Annotated in this window: 15 protein-coding genes; 10 read left to right on the plus strand and 5 right to left on the minus strand. The window is 38.0% G+C overall.

Features of this window, described 5'->3' with window-relative positions; all coding sequences use genetic code 11:
- Positions 1-827: 827 nt before the first annotated feature.
- The 8 genes from JAZ75_RS11155 to JAZ75_RS11190 all read left to right on the plus strand — a co-directional run bounded on the left by JAZ75_RS11155 (position 828) and on the right by JAZ75_RS11190 (position 14,492).
- Positions 828-1,409, plus strand: a complete 582-nt coding sequence (locus tag JAZ75_RS11155) for a DUF3267 domain-containing protein (RefSeq protein WP_208701836.1) — start codon at positions 828-830, stop codon at positions 1,407-1,409.
- Positions 1,410-1,948: 539 nt separating this feature from the next.
- Positions 1,949-2,524, plus strand: coding sequence for an RNA polymerase sigma-70 factor (locus JAZ75_RS11160; RefSeq protein ID WP_208701838.1), 576 nt, complete (start codon positions 1,949-1,951; stop codon positions 2,522-2,524).
- 130 nt (positions 2,525-2,654) lie between these two features.
- Positions 2,655-3,812, plus strand: coding sequence for a FecR family protein (locus tag JAZ75_RS11165; protein WP_208701840.1), 1,158 nt, complete (start codon positions 2,655-2,657; stop codon positions 3,810-3,812).
- Between the two features lie 472 nt (positions 3,813-4,284).
- Entirely contained in the window at positions 4,285-5,589 is a 1,305-nt protein-coding gene (locus JAZ75_RS11170) for a TlpA family protein disulfide reductase (protein WP_208701842.1), read from the plus strand.
- Positions 5,590-5,680: 91 nt separating this feature from the next.
- Entirely contained in the window at positions 5,681-8,314 is a 2,634-nt protein-coding gene (locus tag JAZ75_RS11175) for an outer membrane beta-barrel protein (protein ID WP_208701844.1), read from the plus strand.
- Between the two features lie 228 nt (positions 8,315-8,542).
- Positions 8,543-12,211, plus strand: a complete 3,669-nt coding sequence (locus JAZ75_RS11180; protein ID WP_208701846.1) for a SusC/RagA family TonB-linked outer membrane protein — start codon at positions 8,543-8,545, stop codon at positions 12,209-12,211.
- A 28-nt stretch (positions 12,212-12,239) separates the two neighbouring features.
- On the plus strand, positions 12,240-13,640 hold the full coding sequence (locus JAZ75_RS11185) for a RagB/SusD family nutrient uptake outer membrane protein (protein WP_208701848.1): 1,401 nt from the start codon (positions 12,240-12,242) through the stop codon (positions 13,638-13,640).
- Between the two features lie 54 nt (positions 13,641-13,694).
- Entirely contained in the window at positions 13,695-14,492 is a 798-nt protein-coding gene (locus tag JAZ75_RS11190) for a hypothetical protein (RefSeq protein WP_208701850.1), read from the plus strand.
- A gap of 155 nt (positions 14,493-14,647) precedes the next feature.
- Here JAZ75_RS11190 and JAZ75_RS11195 read toward each other — a convergent pair whose 3' ends face one another.
- From JAZ75_RS11195 to JAZ75_RS11210, 4 genes are all read right to left on the minus strand, one after another.
- Positions 14,648-14,878 carry a hypothetical protein gene (locus JAZ75_RS11195; RefSeq protein ID WP_208701852.1) on the minus strand — a complete coding sequence of 77 codons (231 nt, stop codon included), beginning with the start codon at positions 14,876-14,878 and terminating at the stop codon, positions 14,648-14,650.
- A gap of 276 nt (positions 14,879-15,154) precedes the next feature.
- Positions 15,155-15,388, minus strand: coding sequence for a hypothetical protein (locus tag JAZ75_RS11200; RefSeq protein ID WP_208701854.1), 234 nt, complete (start codon positions 15,386-15,388; stop codon positions 15,155-15,157).
- Between the two features lie 441 nt (positions 15,389-15,829).
- On the minus strand, positions 15,830-16,060 hold the full coding sequence (locus tag JAZ75_RS11205) for a hypothetical protein (protein ID WP_208701856.1): 231 nt from the start codon (positions 16,058-16,060) through the stop codon (positions 15,830-15,832).
- Between the two features lie 131 nt (positions 16,061-16,191).
- On the minus strand, positions 16,192-16,419 hold the full coding sequence (locus JAZ75_RS11210; protein WP_208701858.1) for a hypothetical protein: 228 nt from the start codon (positions 16,417-16,419) through the stop codon (positions 16,192-16,194).
- 487 nt (positions 16,420-16,906) lie between these two features.
- Between JAZ75_RS11210 and JAZ75_RS11215 the strand changes: the two genes are divergently transcribed.
- Positions 16,907-17,224 (plus strand): hypothetical protein, encoded by a 318-nt coding sequence (locus JAZ75_RS11215; protein ID WP_208701860.1) that lies wholly within the window; start codon positions 16,907-16,909, stop codon positions 17,222-17,224.
- A 70-nt stretch (positions 17,225-17,294) separates the two neighbouring features.
- Here the strand turns inward: JAZ75_RS11215 and JAZ75_RS26190 are convergent, their stop codons facing one another.
- Entirely contained in the window at positions 17,295-17,714 is a 420-nt protein-coding gene (locus JAZ75_RS26190) for a MauE/DoxX family redox-associated membrane protein (RefSeq protein ID WP_208701861.1), read from the minus strand.
- Positions 17,715-18,544: 830 nt separating this feature from the next.
- Here JAZ75_RS26190 and JAZ75_RS11225 point away from each other — a divergent pair.
- A complete protein-coding gene (locus tag JAZ75_RS11225) occupies positions 18,545-20,377 on the plus strand; it encodes a hypothetical protein (RefSeq protein WP_208701863.1) in 1,833 nt (610 codons plus the stop codon).
- Positions 20,378-20,411 lie beyond the last annotated feature (34 nt).

Here is a 20,411-nt window from a genome sequence, read left to right on the forward strand (position 1 = left end):
ATGTGGCTTTACTTATTTGTGATCATATAGCTGTAGGTTATTCCTTATCAGCTATGATAATATGAGTTTTTCTAGAATGTAAAAATCCATAATATTTCCAACACATCTTGTTAAGAATATAATATAATCTTTGGTAAAGAACATGGAAAGGTCAATAGCTCAGGTATTCTGGAAAGGAAAGATCAGAAATATTTCTGTAGAGCAACATTAACTTTCAGAAAATATCGGCAAAGCTTTTTTTGAGCATTGAGCTGTTTTAATTTAGTGTTGCTAATCAACGAAGCTGTTCGTTAACGATCTAGGCCAAAGGGCGGATAGCTTTGCGTATGAGGAAAATAAAAATTACGAAAAATAGCCTTAGAAATAGAGTGTGAATAATTTTTTATAAAGATAAAAATGAATAACTTAGAGTTACACTCGATTAGTGTACCCGAATTGGATACTTATGAGATGACTCAAGTTGATGGTGGAGTTCTTAGAATGATCGATTCATGTATGTCAATTTAAATTTATGAATAAAAAGATTTATTATTTGCTAGCAGCAGTAGTAGGAATATTAATTTATTTTATCATGACTTACTTATTTCAGTTCGTTCAATAGCATTAAATTTCTAAGGAGTAAAAGATGAGTTTGGATGTATTTGATTGCAAAATAAATAGTAGGACACATTTATGGGATTAAATAATATTTTACAGCTATACGTAAAGAATAAAAGATTCATTATAATAGCAACAATTTCAGTATTTGCAATTTATAAAATTGGATATTACTGTGGTGGACTTTTATTTAAATTTTTATAAATGAAAGTACGTTATTGAGTAAGTATATGGAACAAAATTTATTAGAAAATTATATAAAGGAGATTAGAACTATTGATTTAGCCAAGGCAAATATTTTTTCTCTGCTCTTATTCATACCCATCATTTTAGTATATGGTCTTCCCTTTTATTTGATATGGGGTAAACTGGATTTTATTGGAGTATTTGTGGAGAGTTTTAGAGAAAATCCCCTCTTTCCGATAGCTGTTGTAATCGTTCTACTTGCTGGAATAGTTGTACATGAATTAATTCACGGAGCTACTTTTGCCCTTTTCGCTAAGCATGGATTTAAATCCATAAAGTTTGGAATCTTAATAAAGATGTTAACTCCCTATTGCCACTGCAAAGAACCTTTAAGAGTTAGACAGTATATAGTAGGAGCTATTATGCCGGCCATTATTTTAGGAGTACTTCCAGCCTTTATCGCAATTTTTACGGGTAATGTGTTCTTGTTAATATTTGCTATATTTTTCACGGTCGCTGCAGCTGGTGATTTTATGATCATCCACCTGATATGGAAAGAAGATAAAGATACGATGGTCTTAGATCATCCCTCAGAAGCAGGCTGCTTTATTTTCAAGAAAATATAATCAATACCTTACCCTACGTTTGTCAGAATTTATAAAAATACGCCAGTACAAACACCTCCAATAGCTGTAGTAATAAGGGAAATATATCGAAAAATGATATACTTTTTCTTGATAAGCTTCAGAACCATTTATATTTCTTTATTAATTCCTCTAAAACTTTTCAAGTAATATTTCCAAAATAGACTAGGGATTGTTCTTGCCACAGGAACCTACTAGCATATACCTGTGAACAAAAAATTAGGATACGGACTGATATAAATTTAGAAAGAGCTTTCTACCATCTTTTTTTAGGGAAGGTTATTTCTATATATAATCAGTCCGGTGTTCCAATGTTACATTGGATTGCAGTAATGAGGATTCTTTTTTTATGAAGATCTTCCATTACTGTTACTTTTCGTTGTTCGATGCTTATACAGCTCGACCCCATTGCGTCTTTTAACCAATGGATGTCTCGCAATATAGGGCAGGGATTTATTTTTATTGTACCAGTATTTGTAAATTTATAGGAATGGTATTGGTAATGAATTAGTTATTGACCCATGATAGACGTTAAGATTAATATCCTTTCGGATGAGGAGCTCCTTCATATGTTGCAGACCGGCAGCAATCAGGCCTTTACGGTATTGTACGATCGCTATTGGAAAAAACTGTTTACCGCGGCAGCTAATAAGCTGAATAGTTTCGAAGAAGCAGAAGATATCGTGCAGCAGATCTTTATCAGCATCTGGAACCGGAGGGAAGAGCTGGAAGTTCATTCCTCCTTAAGATCCTACCTAGCTGTTGCCGTCAAGTACCGGGTGCTGAAATGCCTTAATGCACGGTTTAAACATAAGCATTTCAGTGATATCGCAGCGGAAGAGGTACTTTCCGAGCTTTCGGACGATTCTACCCAGCAGTGGCTTGAGTTTCATGAAGTCAATGAAAGACTTCAGTTTCTGGTAGAAGCATTGCCCGAAAAATGCCGTCTTGTTTACGAGATGAGCCGCGTGGAAGGGCGCAGCCATAAAGAGATTGCATCCACCTTGGAGCTTTCAGAGAAAACCATCGAATGGTACATCACCAAAGCCCTGAAGTTTATCCGAACCGGCTTAAAAGTCTTTTTTCTCACGCTTTGATTTTTTTGTAAACATGTAGCGGGAATGGTAATTGAAAATAATATAGAAAGATAATTTTTTTAACAGTTGCGCTAGGGATAAATGTACAAGTAGGAACCTAATAGTAAAGCCGTGCAACTATAAGATTGATATGAAAAATAAACGCATCGAGTATCTAGCTCATAAATGGTTGAATAATACCATCAGCCCCGAGGAGGGACTCGAGTTCAATCAATGGTATCGTCAGGGCCTTGACAATCCCGTCTTTATTGGCGCAAATTATGCAAAATCGGAGGAAGAACTTCGTGACCGCATGTATCAGGTCATAGAAAGAAATATAAATCGAAAGAGGAGAAGCGGCCGTTGGCTGCGTACGGTGGCAGCTGCATTTGTAGTTCTGAACATCTGCGCAGGAATCTATCTGTACAGCAGTAAATACGAAGACCAAGAATTAGTAATTACCGATAGCGGTACAGCAGATGTGGCGCCAGGCACGGATGAGGCAACCTTGATCCTTTCCGATGGTAGCCGTGTTCAATTGTCGGATGTCGCACAAAACGGTCAACTAGCCGATCAGGGAGGCGTGGTGATATCTAAGACAGCCGACGGTCAATTGATCTACCATGTCGGAAGTAGCGCAAAATCCGGTTCTTTAGGTGTTATTGCTTATAACACTATTGAGACACCTCAGGGCGGTCAGTATCAAGTTGTATTGCCTGATGGAACCCATGTCTGGCTCAATGCCGCTTCCTCCTTTCGTTATCCCACTTTCTTTTCATCCTCAGGAAATAGGGAAGTGGAGCTGAGCTACGGTGAAGCTTATTTTGAAGTCAGTCCCGATGCCGACCAGCCCTTTGTCGTTTCATCCGGACGGCAGCAGCTGCGGGTGCTGGGCACACATTTCAATGTCAGCGCCTATACCGAAGATGGACAGATTAAAACCACCCTGTTGGAGGGTAAGGTAAAAGTCACGGACAGGCTTTCAAAAGCCGAAGCCCTGTTGCGTCCCGGCCAGCAGTCCTTGCTTTCAGGAGCAGGTATTCGGGTCAAGAACTTGGACGATGCGCATATGGAATTGTGGAAAGACGGGAAATTTATTTTTGACAATGAGCCAATGGTATCGGTGATGCAGCAGATTTCACGCTGGTACAAGGTTCAGGTTGTATTCCAGGATCCGGTTCAAGATGTACGGCTCAATGGTTCTGTCTCCCGCTTTGAGCATCTTTCCACATTGCTGAGCAAACTGGAGCAGACCGGTCTGGTCAGTTTCAAGCGTGAGGGGAACAGTTTGGTGGTGATGAAACCTTAAATAAGAAACGTTGCTAGAGCGTTGATATGAATATTTTATGCTGCTTTTTTAAGTAAGACCGTAGGAGGGACACCTCTTACGGTTTTTAAAGCATCGTAAGCATTTTTATAACAATGCCTTTCGATCAAGATACTGTTTTGAGTGTAGCTTTGTAATGAAACCGTAGGTGCGCGAGGTGCTTACGGTTTTTTGATGGCGTATTATGGTAGCAAAAGGGGCATCAACTATTTAGATTATTTTAGCTCCACAGCTAGGGATGCTCCGGTTCAAAGGAACCTATTGGTAGGACCAGCATAAGATCCACATAGGTAGATTTTTGTTAGCCGCAAAGTATAGTCGCTTTGCGGTTTTTTTTGTTAAAACATGAGTACACTTTCCGCTTCATATAAAAGAAACATTTTTTTACTGGGATCTCTAGGGATGCCCTGCTTTAAAGGAACCTTTAAGTATAAACTTACATTAAGGATTCATTATGAAATTGACAACTCTCATTTGTTTTTTACTATTTTTAACAACATCTGTCCACGCGCAGGAAAAAGACAAATACGGCAGACCGCCACTTGTACCCGGTATCGCGGAACTCAAAATTGGCGATCAGGTACCCGATATTCTGATTGACAATATTATCAACAATGACAAACGCTCAATACGCACTTCAGATTATAAGGATAAATTATTGGTACTGGATTTTTGGGATACCACCTGCAGTGTTTGTATTGCCAGTATGCCCAAATTAGATTCCTTACAAAAGGTTTTTGGTGATCAAATCAAATTGCTATCCGTGACCTGGCAACCTGAGGAAATGATCACAAAATTTTTTAAAACCAATCGTTTTTTAACAGAACATCAGCCACCTGTACATCGCGCATCCGTGGTTGATGACCGTGCACTTCGAACCTATTTTCGTTATGAAACCAATCCACATGTAGTGTGGATCTATAAGGGAAAAGTAGTGGCTATTACTGGAGGAGAATACATTACAAAAGAAAATATACAGACCTTATTGGATGGGCAAGCTGTCGACTGGCAATTAAAAACAGAACGATTTGATGCGACAACTCCATTTCTAACTATAAATCCTTTATGGCAAGATGCTACCCAATCGCCGGTTTACGGTTATTCGGTTTTGACAGGACAGGCAACATCTGTTCCGGAGCAGGGTGGTATCAATTTTATTCAAGATAGTATTCAAAATCATACAAGGGTAGCAATTTTTAACCAAAGTATTTTTCATACTTATCAGATGCTACTGGTTAATACAAAGTCTGAACCACCGAAATTTATTATTTCGCCAGGTCGTACATTTATAGAGGTTAAAGATCCTTCTCGCTATTTATATAAAGATGAATATGGAAATGTTTCAGATTGGAATACAAAAAATTTCATTTGTTATGAACAGGTTAAACAAGGTATTATAGATAAAACAGTAATGGCGAAGTTAGCGATAAAGGACCTGAATAACCGTTTAGGTATTGAAGGACGATACGAAAAAAGGAAGGTGAAATGTTTGGTTTTCGTCAAAACTGATAAACCTATTACGGATACTTTAGCGATTGAAAAAGGAGGAATGTCTATTGCAGGTATCGTTTTGATGCATTTGGATATGCAACGGAAATTTCCACCAGCTATTGATGAGACAGGCTTTAGTGGTGGCTTAAATTTGCAACCGTATGACGGTACAATTGCTGGCTTACAAAAAGAAGTGCAACGTCATGGTTTGGATTTAATTGAGGCCGAGCGTGAAATTGAAGTGGTAGTGATTTCTGATGGAAAATAGTAGCTTTAAATAACAGGACCAATAACGTGTAGATTTTTTATTTTTTACGAAGCCGTAAAGTAACCTCGCTTTGCGGCTTTTTTTATAGCATATGAATAAATACTTGTTGTATTGTTTTTTTTTATTTCAGGTATGCTTCGCTAGTTCTTCATTTGGGCAAGATTTTGAACTACGGGGATGCGTGGTGGATTCGCTTCAAAGAGGTATTGCGAGTGTATCTATTCGTGTTTATACTGATACTGATAGTTTGAGTAGCGGAACTGACAAGAATGGAAACTTTTCTTTTCGTTCAATGCAAAGAGGTAATCTGAGACTTATTGTTAGTAGCCTTGGTTATGAAACTTACAAAAAGAAATTAAATTATATAGGTGAAGATGTTATTTATGAATTACCAGCTATTGTCCTACGTATCCAGTCTCAACGTTTGCAGGAAGTTGCGGTCAAAGTACCTAGTCCTATTCGAATTGCAAAAGATACGATCGAATTCACGGCCTCAGCATATCAAGTCGGCGAACATGATCGTTTAGAAGATCTCTTACGCCAATTGCCGGGATTGCAGATTGATGCCACGGGCAATGTGACAGCGATGGGGGAGTCCATGTACAAGTTACGGGTCAATGGGAAAGATTTTTTCACCAATAATCTGAAAGATTTTTTGAAACAGTTTCCCGCAGGCATCATCGCCAAATTGCAGGTCATCGATGACTATGGTGATCAGGCAAATTTTACAGGGATTAAAGTGGGGAAACCTCAGAAAATGCTCAACCTAGTCATTAAGGACGGACAGAGCAAAGGTGTTTTTGGCAGTAATGAAGTTTCAGCCAGTACGCAGGGATTATGGAGCGTGAGACTGCAAGGTAATGTCTGGCTGGATGTCCATCAGCTCAGTGCCTATGCAAATCAAAATAATAATCGAACAGCTGAGGGGAAGCAACGTAGCACCAATGCCGGGACTAATTATCGGTATTCATCCGATCAGATCAATTACTACGGTAATTATGGGTATAACGCATTAAAAAGTACAGGCGAATCTGAAACTTATGTCGAAAGTGTGACCAGCCAGGGAACCTTGTTTAACCGTATTCACCAAAGCAATAGTAACGACAATCAAGGTCATCAAATACAATTAAACCTGCAGTCCCGTGGAAAAAAAGATTTCCTGAGTTTGCAGGTATCTGGACAAAAAAATGCAAGTTCATCCGAAAACCGCAATATTTCGAAGCAGACGGGTGTGATTGTACAGGATCTGGATCATACGATCCAGAGCGACGCTAAAAATAACATGGGAAATCTTGCACTCTCCTGGAGCCGGAATATGAGCAAGCAAGGACGAAGCTTAAGCGCCAATTTATCTGGTTCTGCACAAGGATTAACAGTGGAGAGCCATATTCAGGATCAGCTCCGTTTTTACGATCAGCATATAGGCAGTTTTTTGAAAGATTCGGTTAATATGCGTTTGTTGCAGGAAAAGAAAGAGCTAACGAATCTGGGCTTTACTGCTAAATATGTAGAACCCTTAAATGATCATGCCTCAGAGACAACCAAACGAAGTATCGATCTGGGATATAGCATTTCCCTGCGGGATGATCAGCAGCAAAGAGAAACGCATATTAAGCAAGAAGATTTATTAACGCGCATCGATTCACTCAGTAATAACTATAACAGCTTATTCAACACGCAACAGCTGGATATGAGTTATCGCGTAGTAGCGCCCAAATTGCAGTATAGTTTAGGTTTCAGTCTTCAGCCTGCGCTCATGCGGATGGATGAGCGAGTACAGCATAAAAAGGTGGACTATCCTATGTTCAGTATCCTGCCTATAGCCAGTATGCATTATGCCCTCTCGTTAAAAAACAGCATCCAGATCAATTATACAGGAGCTGTTGCCGCACCAGCTAGCGATCAATTGATGCCCATAAGAGATATCCGCAATCTCCAACAGGTCACGGTTGGTAATCCCGATTTAAAACCCAGTAAAAATCATGGGCTAAGTGTCAACCTCGCTCGGGTAGAGCCGACTAAAGGTAAAACCTATAATCTTTCTTTTAATGGATCTCTGCGACAAGATCAAGTTACGACCAATATTTTACTTTTGCCCGATACTTTGGGGACATTGCGCCAAGAAACGCATTATGTCAATGTAGATGGATCATACAATTTGGGCGTAAACTACGATATGTCGCTACCTTTTGCCAAATTCTATCAATTCCGCTGGGCAACACAAATGAGTACAAATCATACGGTGAACTATCTGGACGGTATAGAAGGAGCAAATAGAATGCTTTATTTCAGTCAGAACCTTTCGGTGTCATGCAATAAAGAAAAATTGCGAAGCACCTTAAATTTCAATTATTATGCGACAAAGAGCACTGCTGGAGTGAATTCGACTTTAAGAAATTACATTACAACTTGGGAAATGAGTAGCAATGCCCGTTGGACGATTTTCCCTTGGTTGATTGCAGGAGCTGATGCCAGTTATCGGATCAACAGCGGGTATAGCATCCCGATCAAAAATCCGATTTTGATCAATGCTTTTATGGAGCTTTATCTCACCAAGAGAAAAGAACTCAGTGTACAATTGCAGGCTTATGACCTCTTGGATCAACAGCAGGCTGTTGCCCTGATGGTAAATTCGAACGCCATTACACAGCGTAGTTTTAACCGGATCGGACGTTATGCGCTACTGTCAGTTAAATACGATCTGTCCCGCTTTGGAGGAAAGTAATAATATTTGTCTTTTACATTAGGGATAAGCTCTGCTATCGGAACCTATAGATACTAACCAATTTTTTAAAATAAACTAAAAATGGAGCAACCACTTATTTTCCGATCCGACTGATGGTCTATAGGCAAAAAAGCCACGCTATGTTCGCGCATAAGCATGGCCAAATAGCCGGGTCCACAGCAACAATCAATTTGAAATTTACCTATTAAACCCAACTAACCCAAAAGTATGGATTATTTTTATTTTAAACAAGGGGGACGGCATCGCTGGATTTCACCCCATAGTATGCTTGTTATGAAAATAACGACATTTTTACTGCTTATCGGTTGCTTGCATGCAAATGCAGATACCTATGGGCAAAAAGTTACCCTTTCCGAGCGGAATGTTACTTTAGAGCGGGTCATTAACTTATTGAAACAGCAAACCGGTTACGATTTTCTGTATGGGACTGATCTGCGTTCGGATGTAAAAAAGGTAAATGTTGACGTCAAAAATCAAGAATTGTCATTGGTTTTAAGTTATTTATTTCGCGACCAACCCTTTTCTTATGTCATATCTGATAAGACAGTTGTTATAAATTCAAATAGTAATGGCGATAATCAGCAGCGAACAATTCAAGGAAAAGTACTGAATGAAAATCGTAAACCTTTAGCAAACGCTTCAATAGTAGTTGTAGGGAGCACTGCATCAGTTACCTCTAATTTAGAAGGTATGTTTATATTGAACGGTGTACCCTCTAATGCAACTATTCGGATTACGTATGTTGGTTATGATACGCGTACGGTTAAGGTATCCAACATTAAAGGCTTTTTAGAAATCATAATGCAGATGTCTGAAAACAAATTGGAAGAGGCTAATGTGCTAAGTACTGGTTATTATAAATTACCTAAGGAACGAGCGACTGGTTCTTTTGAACATGTAAATAATGAACTGTTTAATAGGAATGTCGGCCCAGATGTGATTACTAGATTAAAAGGAGTTACTACTTCTACTATATTTGGAGGTGTAGATAATATACCTAGATATTCTGCTCCGTCAGTGAATACTGCCTTGATAAGTAATCGGAAAGTTAATGCACTAGGTAATCTACAAATTCGAGGAATTAGTACGTTGACAATGGCTACACCATTTGATGCAGGTACTCCAGGAAGATTACCTTTAGTGATTCTTGATGATTTTGTATATGAAGGCGATATCAATAATATCAACCCTAATGATGTGGAATCAGTGACGGTGTTAAAAGATGCGGCGGCAGCATCGATTTGGGGCAGCCGTTCAAGCAATGGAGTTATTGTTATCACGACTAAAAAAGGAAAATTAGATCAACCTTTGCGTATTTCGGTCAATAGTAACATAACCGTAAAAGAACGTCCAAATCTTTTTTACAGTCCGGCGATGAGTAGTTCAGATTTTATTGATATTGAAAAGTATAATTTTGCTCAAGGGACGTATGATTGGTTTAGTACGGATTCGATTTATACTCCAATGACACCAGTGGTAGATTTACTGTTTCAACAACGTGAATTATCCTTAAATGATGTAGCAGGGCGAGCAGCCATTGATGCAAAAATCGATGCTTATCGAAAGTACGATCGACGAAAGGATATTTCGAAATACCTCTATCGGAATGCGATGCTGCAACAGTACTCGATTAATCTCTCGGGTGGTGGACGACAGTTTAATTATTTTCTATCAGCTGGATATGATCACAATACCGATTCCGAGGTGAATGCTTTCAATCAGCGTAAAAATCTGAGAAGCAGTATGACTTTCAAACCTATTAAAAATTTGGAGTTTACGACAGATATTTATTATACGAATGAGCTTTATCATGCTCCAGTATCAGGGCTTGGCGGTCAGATAAGTACTAGTAGGGTTTTGAATATGCTTCCCTTTGATCCTTATTTACGTCTTGCAGACAAGAATGGAAAGGCGTTGGAAGTCATTAATCCAACGGGTGGTTTAGCAGCAAAAAAACATACATACAGATGGATGGCCGGAAATGGAAGATTGTTGGATTGGCGCTATTTTCCGCTCAATGATATCCATACCAATTATGCCGAAAGTACTGCACAGAATATATTGATGAATTTCGGTACGAACTACAAGATTTTACCAAGTCTACGTGCAAGTTTAAATTATCAATATAGTAAAAATACTGATGAAGGAACCCAATTTGCAAGCCGTGATGCTTATTTATTACGAGATGCTATTAATACGTTTGCCATGTACGATAAATATAATCCAAATGGTCCAGTGAACTTTCAGTTACCTATTGGTGATGCGATTCAAAAGCGAACAATTCCGCGTATTGCGAATATTTTGCGGGGACAATTGAACTTTGATCAGATTTTTCACAATTTACATGAATTAAATGTTATTGTGGGAGCAGAACGAAGTGACGCCAAAATAAATGGAGGAGCATATGTTGACGTAGTGTATGGTTATAATGTTGATCCAATGATTTTTACTCCTATTCAATATGATGTAGAATTACCTTTTCTTAATGATCAAGGTACCGGTAATTTTCCTATTCCTATAGTATTACAAACATCATTTGTAAATAGAACCACTGCTGTTTTTATGAATAGTTCATACAGTTATGATAAACGTTATGTACTGACAGTTAGTGCACGTAATGATGCGGCTAATATTTATGGGATAGAGGCTAGTGATCGTATTAAGCCCAATTGGTCGATTGGAAGTGCTTGGAATATACATAATGAAAATTTCTTTAGATCTGAGATTTTGCAGACGCTAAAACTGAGAGCTACCTATGGATATATGGGTAATGTAGTCAATACCGTTGCTGCTTATCCAACTATTACCTATGGTTCTGAACCACATACTATAACAGGTTTAAATTATGCTAGAGTAGCTTCTCCACCAAATCCACACCTATCACCAGAGCGTACTGGTATGTTTAATTTAGGGCTGGATTTTTCTTTGAAGGGTAACAGACTGTCAGGTACATTGGAGTGGTACGATAAACGAACAACTGATCTGCTAGCACCTACACTTCTCGATAATAGTACAGGGTTTACTAATATCATCCGGAACTCAGCAAATATGAAGGGTAATGGTTTTGAAATGAATCTGCAATCGGTAAATTTACAAAATAACAATTTTAAATGGAGCTCAAATCTGCTCATGAGTTACACGCGAAATATTGTAACGAAATATTTGTTGCCTAAGCCAAATATTGGGTCATTTTATGTGTCTTTTGCAGATGGAGCGCTCCCATCGCAAAACTATCGAGAAGGACAGGCTCCATTTACGCTTTACACCTATAAATTTGCTGGGTTAGATCCGCAGACAGGTGATCCTTTAGGGTACGATGAATACGGTAATATCACCAATAATTACGCTGGCATACTTAGGACTGATTATAAAGATCTGGAAAATCATGGCTCGATTATTCCTCTCTACTATGGTGCATTTCGCAATACGATACAATGGAAGTCTTTCTCTCTATCGGCTAATATTTTGTATAAATTTAAGTATAACATGAAAAGACGTTATTCTAGTCCGCAAGTTTTATTTAGTGATAATGCAGCGCCAATTCATCTATATGGTGAACGTTGGCAGAAACCAGGAGATGAAAAGTGGACAAATTTACCATCGATCAGATTAGGAGAAAGAAATTTTTCGCTGGATCAATTTTATGCTTCTTCATCAGCACTTGTATTTCGTGCAGATCATGTCCGTTTAGAGGACATTCGCTTGGACTACCGTTTCCCGAAATCTGGACAAGTATTAAGCAATCTGCAGCTTTATTGTAATATTAGCAATTTAGGTGTACTCTGGAGGGCGAACAAGTTAGGTATCGATCCAGAGTCACTTGATCAGCCACCACCACCTAGAGCGATAACTTTAGGTTTTAACGCTAGTTTTTAAGGTAAATAATAGATAAGTTAAGATCAATATGAAACATCATAATTTTTTTTTAATCAGTAGTACCCTATTGTTGTTGCTACTGTTACTGACAAGATGTAAGAAAGATTATTTAGATCAGAAACCAGATCTGAGTAAGGCTGTGCCTAGTACGCTTGGCGATTGTCAAGCTATGCTGGATGATTATGATAGGATGAATGCACAGTTTCCCGACCATGGAGAAGCAGCCGCAGACAATTACTATATGACAGATGTAAATTATGATAGATTGCCTCCGGTGAATGGAACACCAGAACAGCGCTATAATTACAGTTGGCAACCTGAAGGAGAGCATGTGTCACAATATTCGAGTGGTTATCAAATAGTGTATAGTGCTAATATGGTATTAAGTGTTCTTGGGAAATTATCTTCCAGTGACCCTAGTTTTAATACCGTCAAAGGATCGGCTTTGTTTTTTCGGGCTTTTGCTATTTACCACCTAGCACAATTATTTTGTAAGCCCTATACAGCCGTTACAGCGAAGACGGATTTAGGAATACCTTTGCGCTTAACGGCAGACCCCAATGAAGTATCTGCTAGAGGTACAGTACAACAAGTATATGATCGGATTACAGCAGATTTGATAGAAGCAGTTTCCTTATTACCTTTGGAAGTTGTGAAAAAATCGCGTCCTTCTAAAGCCGCTGCTTATGCAGCATTGGCACGAGTTTATCTTTCAATGGAGGATTATACTAATGCAGGTAAGATGGCTAATGAATGCCTCAAGTTGCAAAATACATTAATCGATTACAATGCGACAAGTTCTCCAGCAACTTTTACAACAGTAAATAGTAATCTAACTGGACCTTCTTTTGTCCGCTTCAATACCGAAGTAATCTTTCAAGCAGTAACACAAGGCGGTATATTATCGCAGGCAATAGCTTTAATTCGTCCAGATCTCTATAATTCTTATAATTTAAAAGATCGCAGACGAACTGTGTTTTTTCAAAATGCTGGTGCTAATGTTGTTTTTCGAGGAAATTATGATGGTATTTCCTCAGCTGTGTTATTTATGGGTTTAGCAACTAATGAAATGTATCTGATACGAGCGGAGTGTTATGCTCGTATTGGGAACATAGCATTGGCGATGCAGGACTTGAATACCTTAATGGCTAAACGTATGGTACGACCCTATGTAAACAGAACAGCAACTAGTGCTCACAATGCATTGGTGCAAATTCTTACCGAACGACGAAAGGAATTGATTTTCCGAACACTTCGCTGGACGGATTTAAGGCGTTTGAATAAAGATCCTCAGTTTGCGATTACCTTGCGACGTGATATGAATAATATTACTTATGAACCATTAAAACCTAATGATTTGCGTTACACATTTTTAATTCCAACCAAAGAAGTGATTTTGTTAACGGGGATGGAGCAAAATCCAAGATAAGGATGTAGCTCTGATTTACCAATTGATAATTTAAGAGATGAAAAGATGAATATCATGAAGATAATGTTAAAAACAGGAGTGACATGCTTGCTTACGCTTACAATTGGGTTTCTGCTTTCTTGCCAAAAGAATGAAGTAATTGGAACGCTCGGCATTGCTAAAGTAAATGTGGTTAATGCAGTTGTTGGAGGAGGAGGAATAAAGGTTAATGTTTCTCCAAAAGAAATGAGTTGGAGTAGTATCCCTGAAAATCAAGTAATAGGATATGGTACGGGAAAGCTGTATATGGTGTCTACAGACAAAAGTACTCATTTGAAAGTGGTGCGTATTGTGGATACTACCCAAATTTGGTACAATAGAAATGTTAATTTGAAGAAGGAAACGATGTATACCTTATATTTATCAGGTACTCCTAGTGCTGTGGATACACTATTTTGTGCAGAAACGAAATTTCCCAAACCTATATCTAGAGATCCGGGTCATTTGATTCCTGCAAAGGATAGTGTGGTGAATATACGTTTCGTGAACTTATCCACTTCAGGGCCTGTTGTGGATATTAATATAGAAGGTCATACAACCAATGAAGTTACAGGTTTGGGATATCAGCAGTTTACGGATTTCAAAAGCTATTTGGTAACAGATCAGGATCAAGGGATTTCGCTGGAGATTAGAAACTCTTTAACTGAAGAGGTAATTGCAACTTATCAGGTGGATGTATCGAAATGGGGAAATTTGTTTAAAACAATAAGTATTGTAATTATGGGAGCTTATGATCCAGATTGGAGCTTATCTATCCCTGATCAAGATCGTTATATGGTCACAGAAGTTCCTTATGATAACGTGACCTATTGATCTTAAAAACCTGCAAAGCTATAACTTTGCAGGTTTATTTTTAGACTGCTCGTGGGCAGTAGGACTAAGCCTTAATTATAACGATTACTTAAGACATCGAAATTTGCTTATTTAAAAGCATGCTATAAATTTTTGTCAAAACACCAGTACCTTTGTTAAGGTTTTAATTTAACGTTAGTTCTATCAATTCTGTTTTGTAGTGCTAACGAAATTTCAGCTAACAAAGCTGCGTCAATTATGGGTTGCCCCATGTTATCATTTGCTTGTATAGCACAAAGAAAATTGTTGTTTCCAGGGCAAGATGGTACCGCACCTAGCAATGTGTACTCGTTTGGATTAGCTGGTTCACTAGGATTTAGTGTGGGTGTGAATGAATACCAAGGCATAATGGTCGCGCTTTTATAAATCAAAAAGCATAAACTTTAATTGGTTGCTTACTCTGTTGACAGGGTTTTCAGCTTCGCCCTTTACCTACTCGATTACGGATTTTCGGCCTGCTCCGTTTTTAATTGATTTGCTTTGGCTGATAATATTGTTGTTTCCGTCTTTTTTTAATATTTTTTTACGTGTTTGCAATTAATCAGCTTAGCTGCACTTTATTTAATTTTATTCACGCGCGTGTGAGAAAGTGTCATTTTAATTTTTATGTGCCTTTAGTTTTTTTAAGGTTTTAAAAACACATTGACAGAATTCGTTTTATTTTCCAAAGCTCTAACGATTTCACAGATTAGCATCACGGTCATGATAGGTTGTCCCATATTGTCTGTTGCTTGAATAGCACATAGATAATTGTTAACTCCTGAACAAGCTGGAGTATTCATTCCAACAAGCGTATACTGATTGGGATCACAAGGATCTCGTGAGAGTCCAGAAGGTGTAAATACATACCAGGCCATAATCGCAACGCTTTTAAAAATTAATAAACAATCTCTTTATTTGTTACTTACTTTTTATAGGGTTTTCAGAAAATTCTTTAACCATTTTTAACCATTAATATGCTATGGCTTTAATTTTACATTTGTTCTGTCTATTCTATTTTGAAGAGCGATAAGTAACTCGATGCAAAGTTCAACAGTAATATCAGGCTTTCCCATATTGTCATTTGCTTGTATTGCACAGATAAAGTTGTTGACTCCAGGGCAGCTAGGGGCCGAACCTAGAAGTGTGTACTCGTTAGGATCATGGGGGTTACTTGGAGATAGAGTTGGTGTAAATGAATACCAAGGCATAATTGTAGCGCTTTTATAGATCAAAAAGCATAAACTTTAATTTTATAACCTACTCTGTTTTGGATTTTCGGCGAGCTCCATTTTATTCCTTACTTTTTTTAAACCTTTTTAGGGTCTTAGTTTTACATTTGTGGTGTCAATTTTGTTCTGTAGAGCTGTAGCAATTTCTGAACATAATGCAGCTGTAATGATCGGGTGTTCCATATTATCATCTGCTTGTATAGCACACAGTACATTATTGACTCCAGGACAATTTGGGGCGATTCCAACAAGAACATAATTATTTGGATCACATGGTGATGCTGGAAAACTTCCAGGATTAAATACATACCAAGGCATAATCGTAGCGCTTTTATAGATCAAAAAGCATAAACTTTAATTTTTTTATTGTCTACTCTATTACAGGATTTTCGACTTGCTCCTTTATTATAAATGATGGCATTGCTCGTTGGTTAATAGTTGATACTATCTTAAAATTTTAATATCACATTTGCACTAGAAAAGTGATTGCTTAGAGCGTTGGCAATTTCACATTGCAACAATTGTGTAATGAAAGGAATTCCACCTATATCTGGTGCTTGTATAGCACATAATTGATCAAAACCAATGCACGATGGAGGTGTACTTCCAACAAGTGTATAGTTGTTGGGATTACATACATCACCAAAACCAAAAGGTGTATATTGATACCAAGGCATATTCTTATCGCTTTTATAGATCAAAAAGCATAAACTTTAATTTTTTATCGTCTACTCTGTTATAGGATTTTCGACTTGCTCCTTATTTTGTTTTATAAATGGTACCAAATCTTATTGGTACCCTCCTGCAGGAAATATTCCTGTCTTAGAATGATGTTTTCACTGTCGCATCCCGATAATACCGCCGCTGACATTTCTTTTTGCAGCGACTCATCAATGATGGGCAATCCGGCTGCATCAAAACAGGCTTTGATGGCGTAGATCTTGTCTGAACAGTCCCGGTTTGAGGGCGATTTTTTGCCGACTACATACCGTGTGTACTGCCGGGGATCGGTAGGATCCAAGCGCGTACCTTGTCTGGGTGTAAAGAGATACCATATTCTCATCTTGCTTTGCTTTGAATGAACCTAAATTTCTTTTCTTGCTTACTCGTTTACAGGGTTTTCAGCTTTCCCCTTTTATTTTTTCCATTTCTTGTTTTGAGGCGATGGTAAGCCCGTACCAGCATTTACTCTTATGGGCAAGTGGCCGGGCCTACAGCATGCACCTAAAATTAGAACACTATGAACATTATGATTTTCTAATCACATTCTTTACAATGACTTCCTTTGAGCAGTACATTTGTTGTGCTGGTTTGATTTTCCAATGCACAGCAGATCTCGGCTTCCAGATCGCAGGTGATATGGGGCTTTTTATGGTGATCGGTCGCCTGTATGGCGCAGACCATCAGGTGGCCCTCACAGTATGGCGGATGATTGCCGTACAATGTGTATTGGTTTTCGTCCTTCGGATTTCCATCCTTTGAACAGCAGGGGGTGAATGTATACCAAGGCATAATCGGGTTGCTTTTATAGATCAAAAAGCGTAAACTTTAGTTATTTAAATAAATTAAACTGCATCATTAATACACCTACTAGGGCAGTGCCAGTCAACCATATGTTGACTTTTAAATGTTTCCGCCAGGTCATGTGTTTAAACATGCCTCCACATGGGCAAGGGTAACGGTCATAGACCTGAAAAATAATCCCGGAGACGTAGACTGTGAAAATCAACATCAGTGCGAATGAAAAGTAGAGGCCTAACAATCTGGTCTCCGGGAAAAGCAATAGGAAGACAACCGAAAGCTCCAGCAGCGGTATCAGCAAAGTCAGGATCGGTACGCTCCACTTGGGGATTGCCTGTGAACCTAGTATATCGTGAAAGTATTTCATCTTGAAAAACTTCGGTATGGATGTGTAAGCCCAAAGCAGGACAAACAACAGAACAATAGCATATGTAATAATCGTCGCAATCATAATTGTAGTTTTTATCTGTGAACTAACTAAGACTAAGGTAGAAAGGATCTGCGCTGGAGCGTTAGCACATTTGTGACACTTTTTTTGTTAAGCGGTTAACAAAATAAATGCTCATTTGCGACAGTTTTATTGTTAAGAACACGCAGTATTTATTGTGAAACGATCTGGTTTTATTATTATTCAATTAAAAATTCATAACACTAGGAAATTTATATAGTTTTACCTTGAAATTGGCATCCATATTGTACGAGGTAAAAATTCTTCCTGAAAATAGAAAACCCTTAAAAATTCTTGTTTTTTTATGATCAAAATGAACTGCTTTCGGAAGTATTTTACAGTTTGTTCGGTATGCTTTCAGGAAAACTAAACCGTTAGCGCGCCATTATCTACTTTTAACTACCGTTTAGGTATAAGCACAATATAAGATTCCTGAAAATGAAGGTGTTCCGAAGGAAAGGACAGTTAATAGTGACAAGGATACTACTTTAAGATATCTATCTTATATTTTTTTCTTTTCAGTCTTTTGTTTGTTTCGTTTAAAATAATAAATTTTTTTATTGAAAATAAAATCGTTAATTTTAAATTTAGGCATAGCCTTAGGGTTGTCCATATTTGTTTCAAAAAAGGGCTTCCATAGGTAGTTGCTGTAAAACGATCAACGCCTGTTTTTTAGATAACACCTGGCCAAATACCGAATACTTATAAACCACGTTTTAACAACGAATATGACATATAAAAATAGTTTTGCATTGTGCAGTCATTGATGCAAGTCGTGGAAAAATTGTGTCAAGTTTGTTGTTAACTTTTTTTTGTATTAAACCTTTAAAAATATGACTCAAAGATTAAATGAACAGCAGTCCTTCCTGCAGGTAATTTTAAGTGATCAGCCAGAGCCACCGCTAGTATGGAGGAATTTCGATGAACCAATTGATCCCACCTTTATCTTTTTTGAATTAGAGCATATTATTTTAACAGATGGTGAGTTGTCTCTCTTTTCATTTTATGGTAAAGACTTGTTCATGCGCTTGGCTACATGTGCGTCATATCGTGATCAAAAACTATATTCTACTCCCAACGAACCTGTAGTTACTTTTCATATCCAGATGGTAAGTGATCATTATAGCCGTTTTTCAGATGACGCTAACCCGAATCTGTGGATAGCGAACCAAAACCGGTTATTCTGGCAAAATAAAGAGACTGTCATCTATGAATTGCCCTATGGTGTCTGCAGACATTTGGATCTGTTTTTTAGACCCGACCTTTTCTTAGAAATGGCGAACAGGTATCCCGTTTTACGGGAAATGGCAATGGAAGTGAAAACGTCCACATCTAAAAGCTTAGATTTTTTTGTAGCACTACATGATCAAGATATCAATGATCTGGTTGATCAGCTATTCGATGAGCTGGGAAAATATATGGTGAGTAAAGAACGGTTTCAGCATCTTGTAGAATGTTTACTCTTGCGCTGTATGGGAGTGTTTGTACCTGTTGAACCGATGCCGGATGATGTAATAACTGGAGCTGATTATTATTTGAAAGATGAACCTACATATGCATCTCCATCCGATGATAAGCCACTTTACTACCATAGGGAAGAGCTGGAAAAACTTGTTGAAAGCACGAAGTCCTTCACGAAAGTAGAACTGAAAAACAAATTTTATGAAGAAAGAAATGTCTATTTTGAACATAAGAAAACTGTAGTAGCCTTCAATATGCTCATGGAGGAAATAAAAGGTTGTTACACCAGGATCATGGGCGATATGATTGATCTTATCGCAGATTCGTATTTTGCAATAGCGACATGCTTAGATAGACAATCTGCAAATTATCCCCTGGCTGAGGTGGATTTAGAAATAGTAACTGAAGCTATAGTGTTTGCCTGTAATCAATCTGCAGAACTTCGTGTGTTACCTCCAGATGGTGTGGACCTGCATGATAAATGGTCTAAAAAACCTTTCTACCAAGACATGAATCTGGATGAGTTAAGCGTGTTGGTAGCGCAGGTTGTATCCGAAGTTGATGTAAATTCGCCTAAACTGGATGGCTCCAAAGAATCTACAGCGATATTTGCAGAATATATGAAAGCGAGTTTTGGTTTGAAACACGTTTCCTATTTTATGGACGAGCAGGAAAAAGATAAACCACAAGAGGTTGTTGAACTTTACCACATGCTTATTCAAAATTTGTCAGATGAATTTACCATAACCGAAGATGGCGAAATCAGAAAAAGCGACCTGATCCGTATTCTGGATTTTGCTTATGAAATGAACGATATGGTTCCGATGCTATTAATCGAAATTGAACATTTTTCAAAGGATATCAATTATGTTGAAAAGCAAAGTTCTGAAAAAATATGCTGGTGGCTTCTGGCTATGCAAGAAAGAAATAACGATCTTCATGAACGGGATTTGATGTTGCGTAAAGATCGGCTATTTGGTCTGGTGGACGTATATGAATCTGCGGGAAATGGGATGCATACAGTAGAATCGTATATCCGTCAAAGTAAGGCGGTTTTTGTCGATTTGCTATCCAAGCTCATAAAAGTGCGGTTCAGGATAGAGGAACAGACAAGTAGAGGAACTTTTATGTTATGCGTCAAATCATTTATTAAAGCAGGAGAAAACACCTATAAATTACAAAAGGAACCAATTAAGAAGTATTAATTTGATTCTGATTAGTATGAATGTAATATAAGAC

The organism is Sphingobacterium sp. UDSM-2020, assembly GCF_016132525.1.
Taxonomy (GTDB): Bacteria; Bacteroidota; Bacteroidia; order Sphingobacteriales; family Sphingobacteriaceae; genus Sphingobacterium; species Sphingobacterium anhuiense.

Excerpts from the sequence above, each read along its gene's own strand:
- JAZ75_RS11155 (WP_208701836.1), top strand. The coding sequence starts at position 828 with ATGGAACAAAATTTATTAGAAAATTATATAAAGGAGATTAGAACTATT.
- JAZ75_RS11160 (WP_208701838.1), top strand. The coding sequence starts at position 1,949 with ATGATAGACGTTAAGATTAATATCCTTTCGGATGAGGAGCTCCTTCAT.
- JAZ75_RS11165 (WP_208701840.1), top strand. The coding sequence starts at position 2,655 with ATGAAAAATAAACGCATCGAGTATCTAGCTCATAAATGGTTGAATAAT.
- JAZ75_RS11170 (WP_208701842.1), top strand. The coding sequence starts at position 4,285 with ATGAAATTGACAACTCTCATTTGTTTTTTACTATTTTTAACAACATCT.
- JAZ75_RS11175 (WP_208701844.1), top strand. The coding sequence starts at position 5,681 with ATGAATAAATACTTGTTGTATTGTTTTTTTTTATTTCAGGTATGCTTC.
- JAZ75_RS11180 (WP_208701846.1), top strand. The coding sequence starts at position 8,543 with ATGGATTATTTTTATTTTAAACAAGGGGGACGGCATCGCTGGATTTCA.
- JAZ75_RS11185 (WP_208701848.1), top strand. The coding sequence starts at position 12,240 with ATGAAACATCATAATTTTTTTTTAATCAGTAGTACCCTATTGTTGTTG.
- JAZ75_RS11190 (WP_208701850.1), top strand. The coding sequence starts at position 13,695 with ATGAAGATAATGTTAAAAACAGGAGTGACATGCTTGCTTACGCTTACA.
- JAZ75_RS11195 (WP_208701852.1), bottom strand. The coding sequence starts at position 14,878 with ATGCCTTGGTATTCATTCACACCCACACTAAATCCTAGTGAACCAGCT.
- JAZ75_RS11200 (WP_208701854.1), bottom strand. The coding sequence starts at position 15,388 with ATGGCCTGGTATGTATTTACACCTTCTGGACTCTCACGAGATCCTTGT.
- JAZ75_RS11205 (WP_208701856.1), bottom strand. The coding sequence starts at position 16,060 with ATGCCTTGGTATGTATTTAATCCTGGAAGTTTTCCAGCATCACCATGT.
- JAZ75_RS11210 (WP_208701858.1), bottom strand. The coding sequence starts at position 16,419 with ATGCCTTGGTATCAATATACACCTTTTGGTTTTGGTGATGTATGTAAT.
- JAZ75_RS11215 (WP_208701860.1), top strand. The coding sequence starts at position 16,907 with ATGGTAAGCCCGTACCAGCATTTACTCTTATGGGCAAGTGGCCGGGCC.
- JAZ75_RS26190 (WP_208701861.1), bottom strand. The coding sequence starts at position 17,714 with ATGATTGCGACGATTATTACATATGCTATTGTTCTGTTGTTTGTCCTG.
- JAZ75_RS11225 (WP_208701863.1), top strand. The coding sequence starts at position 18,545 with ATGACTCAAAGATTAAATGAACAGCAGTCCTTCCTGCAGGTAATTTTA.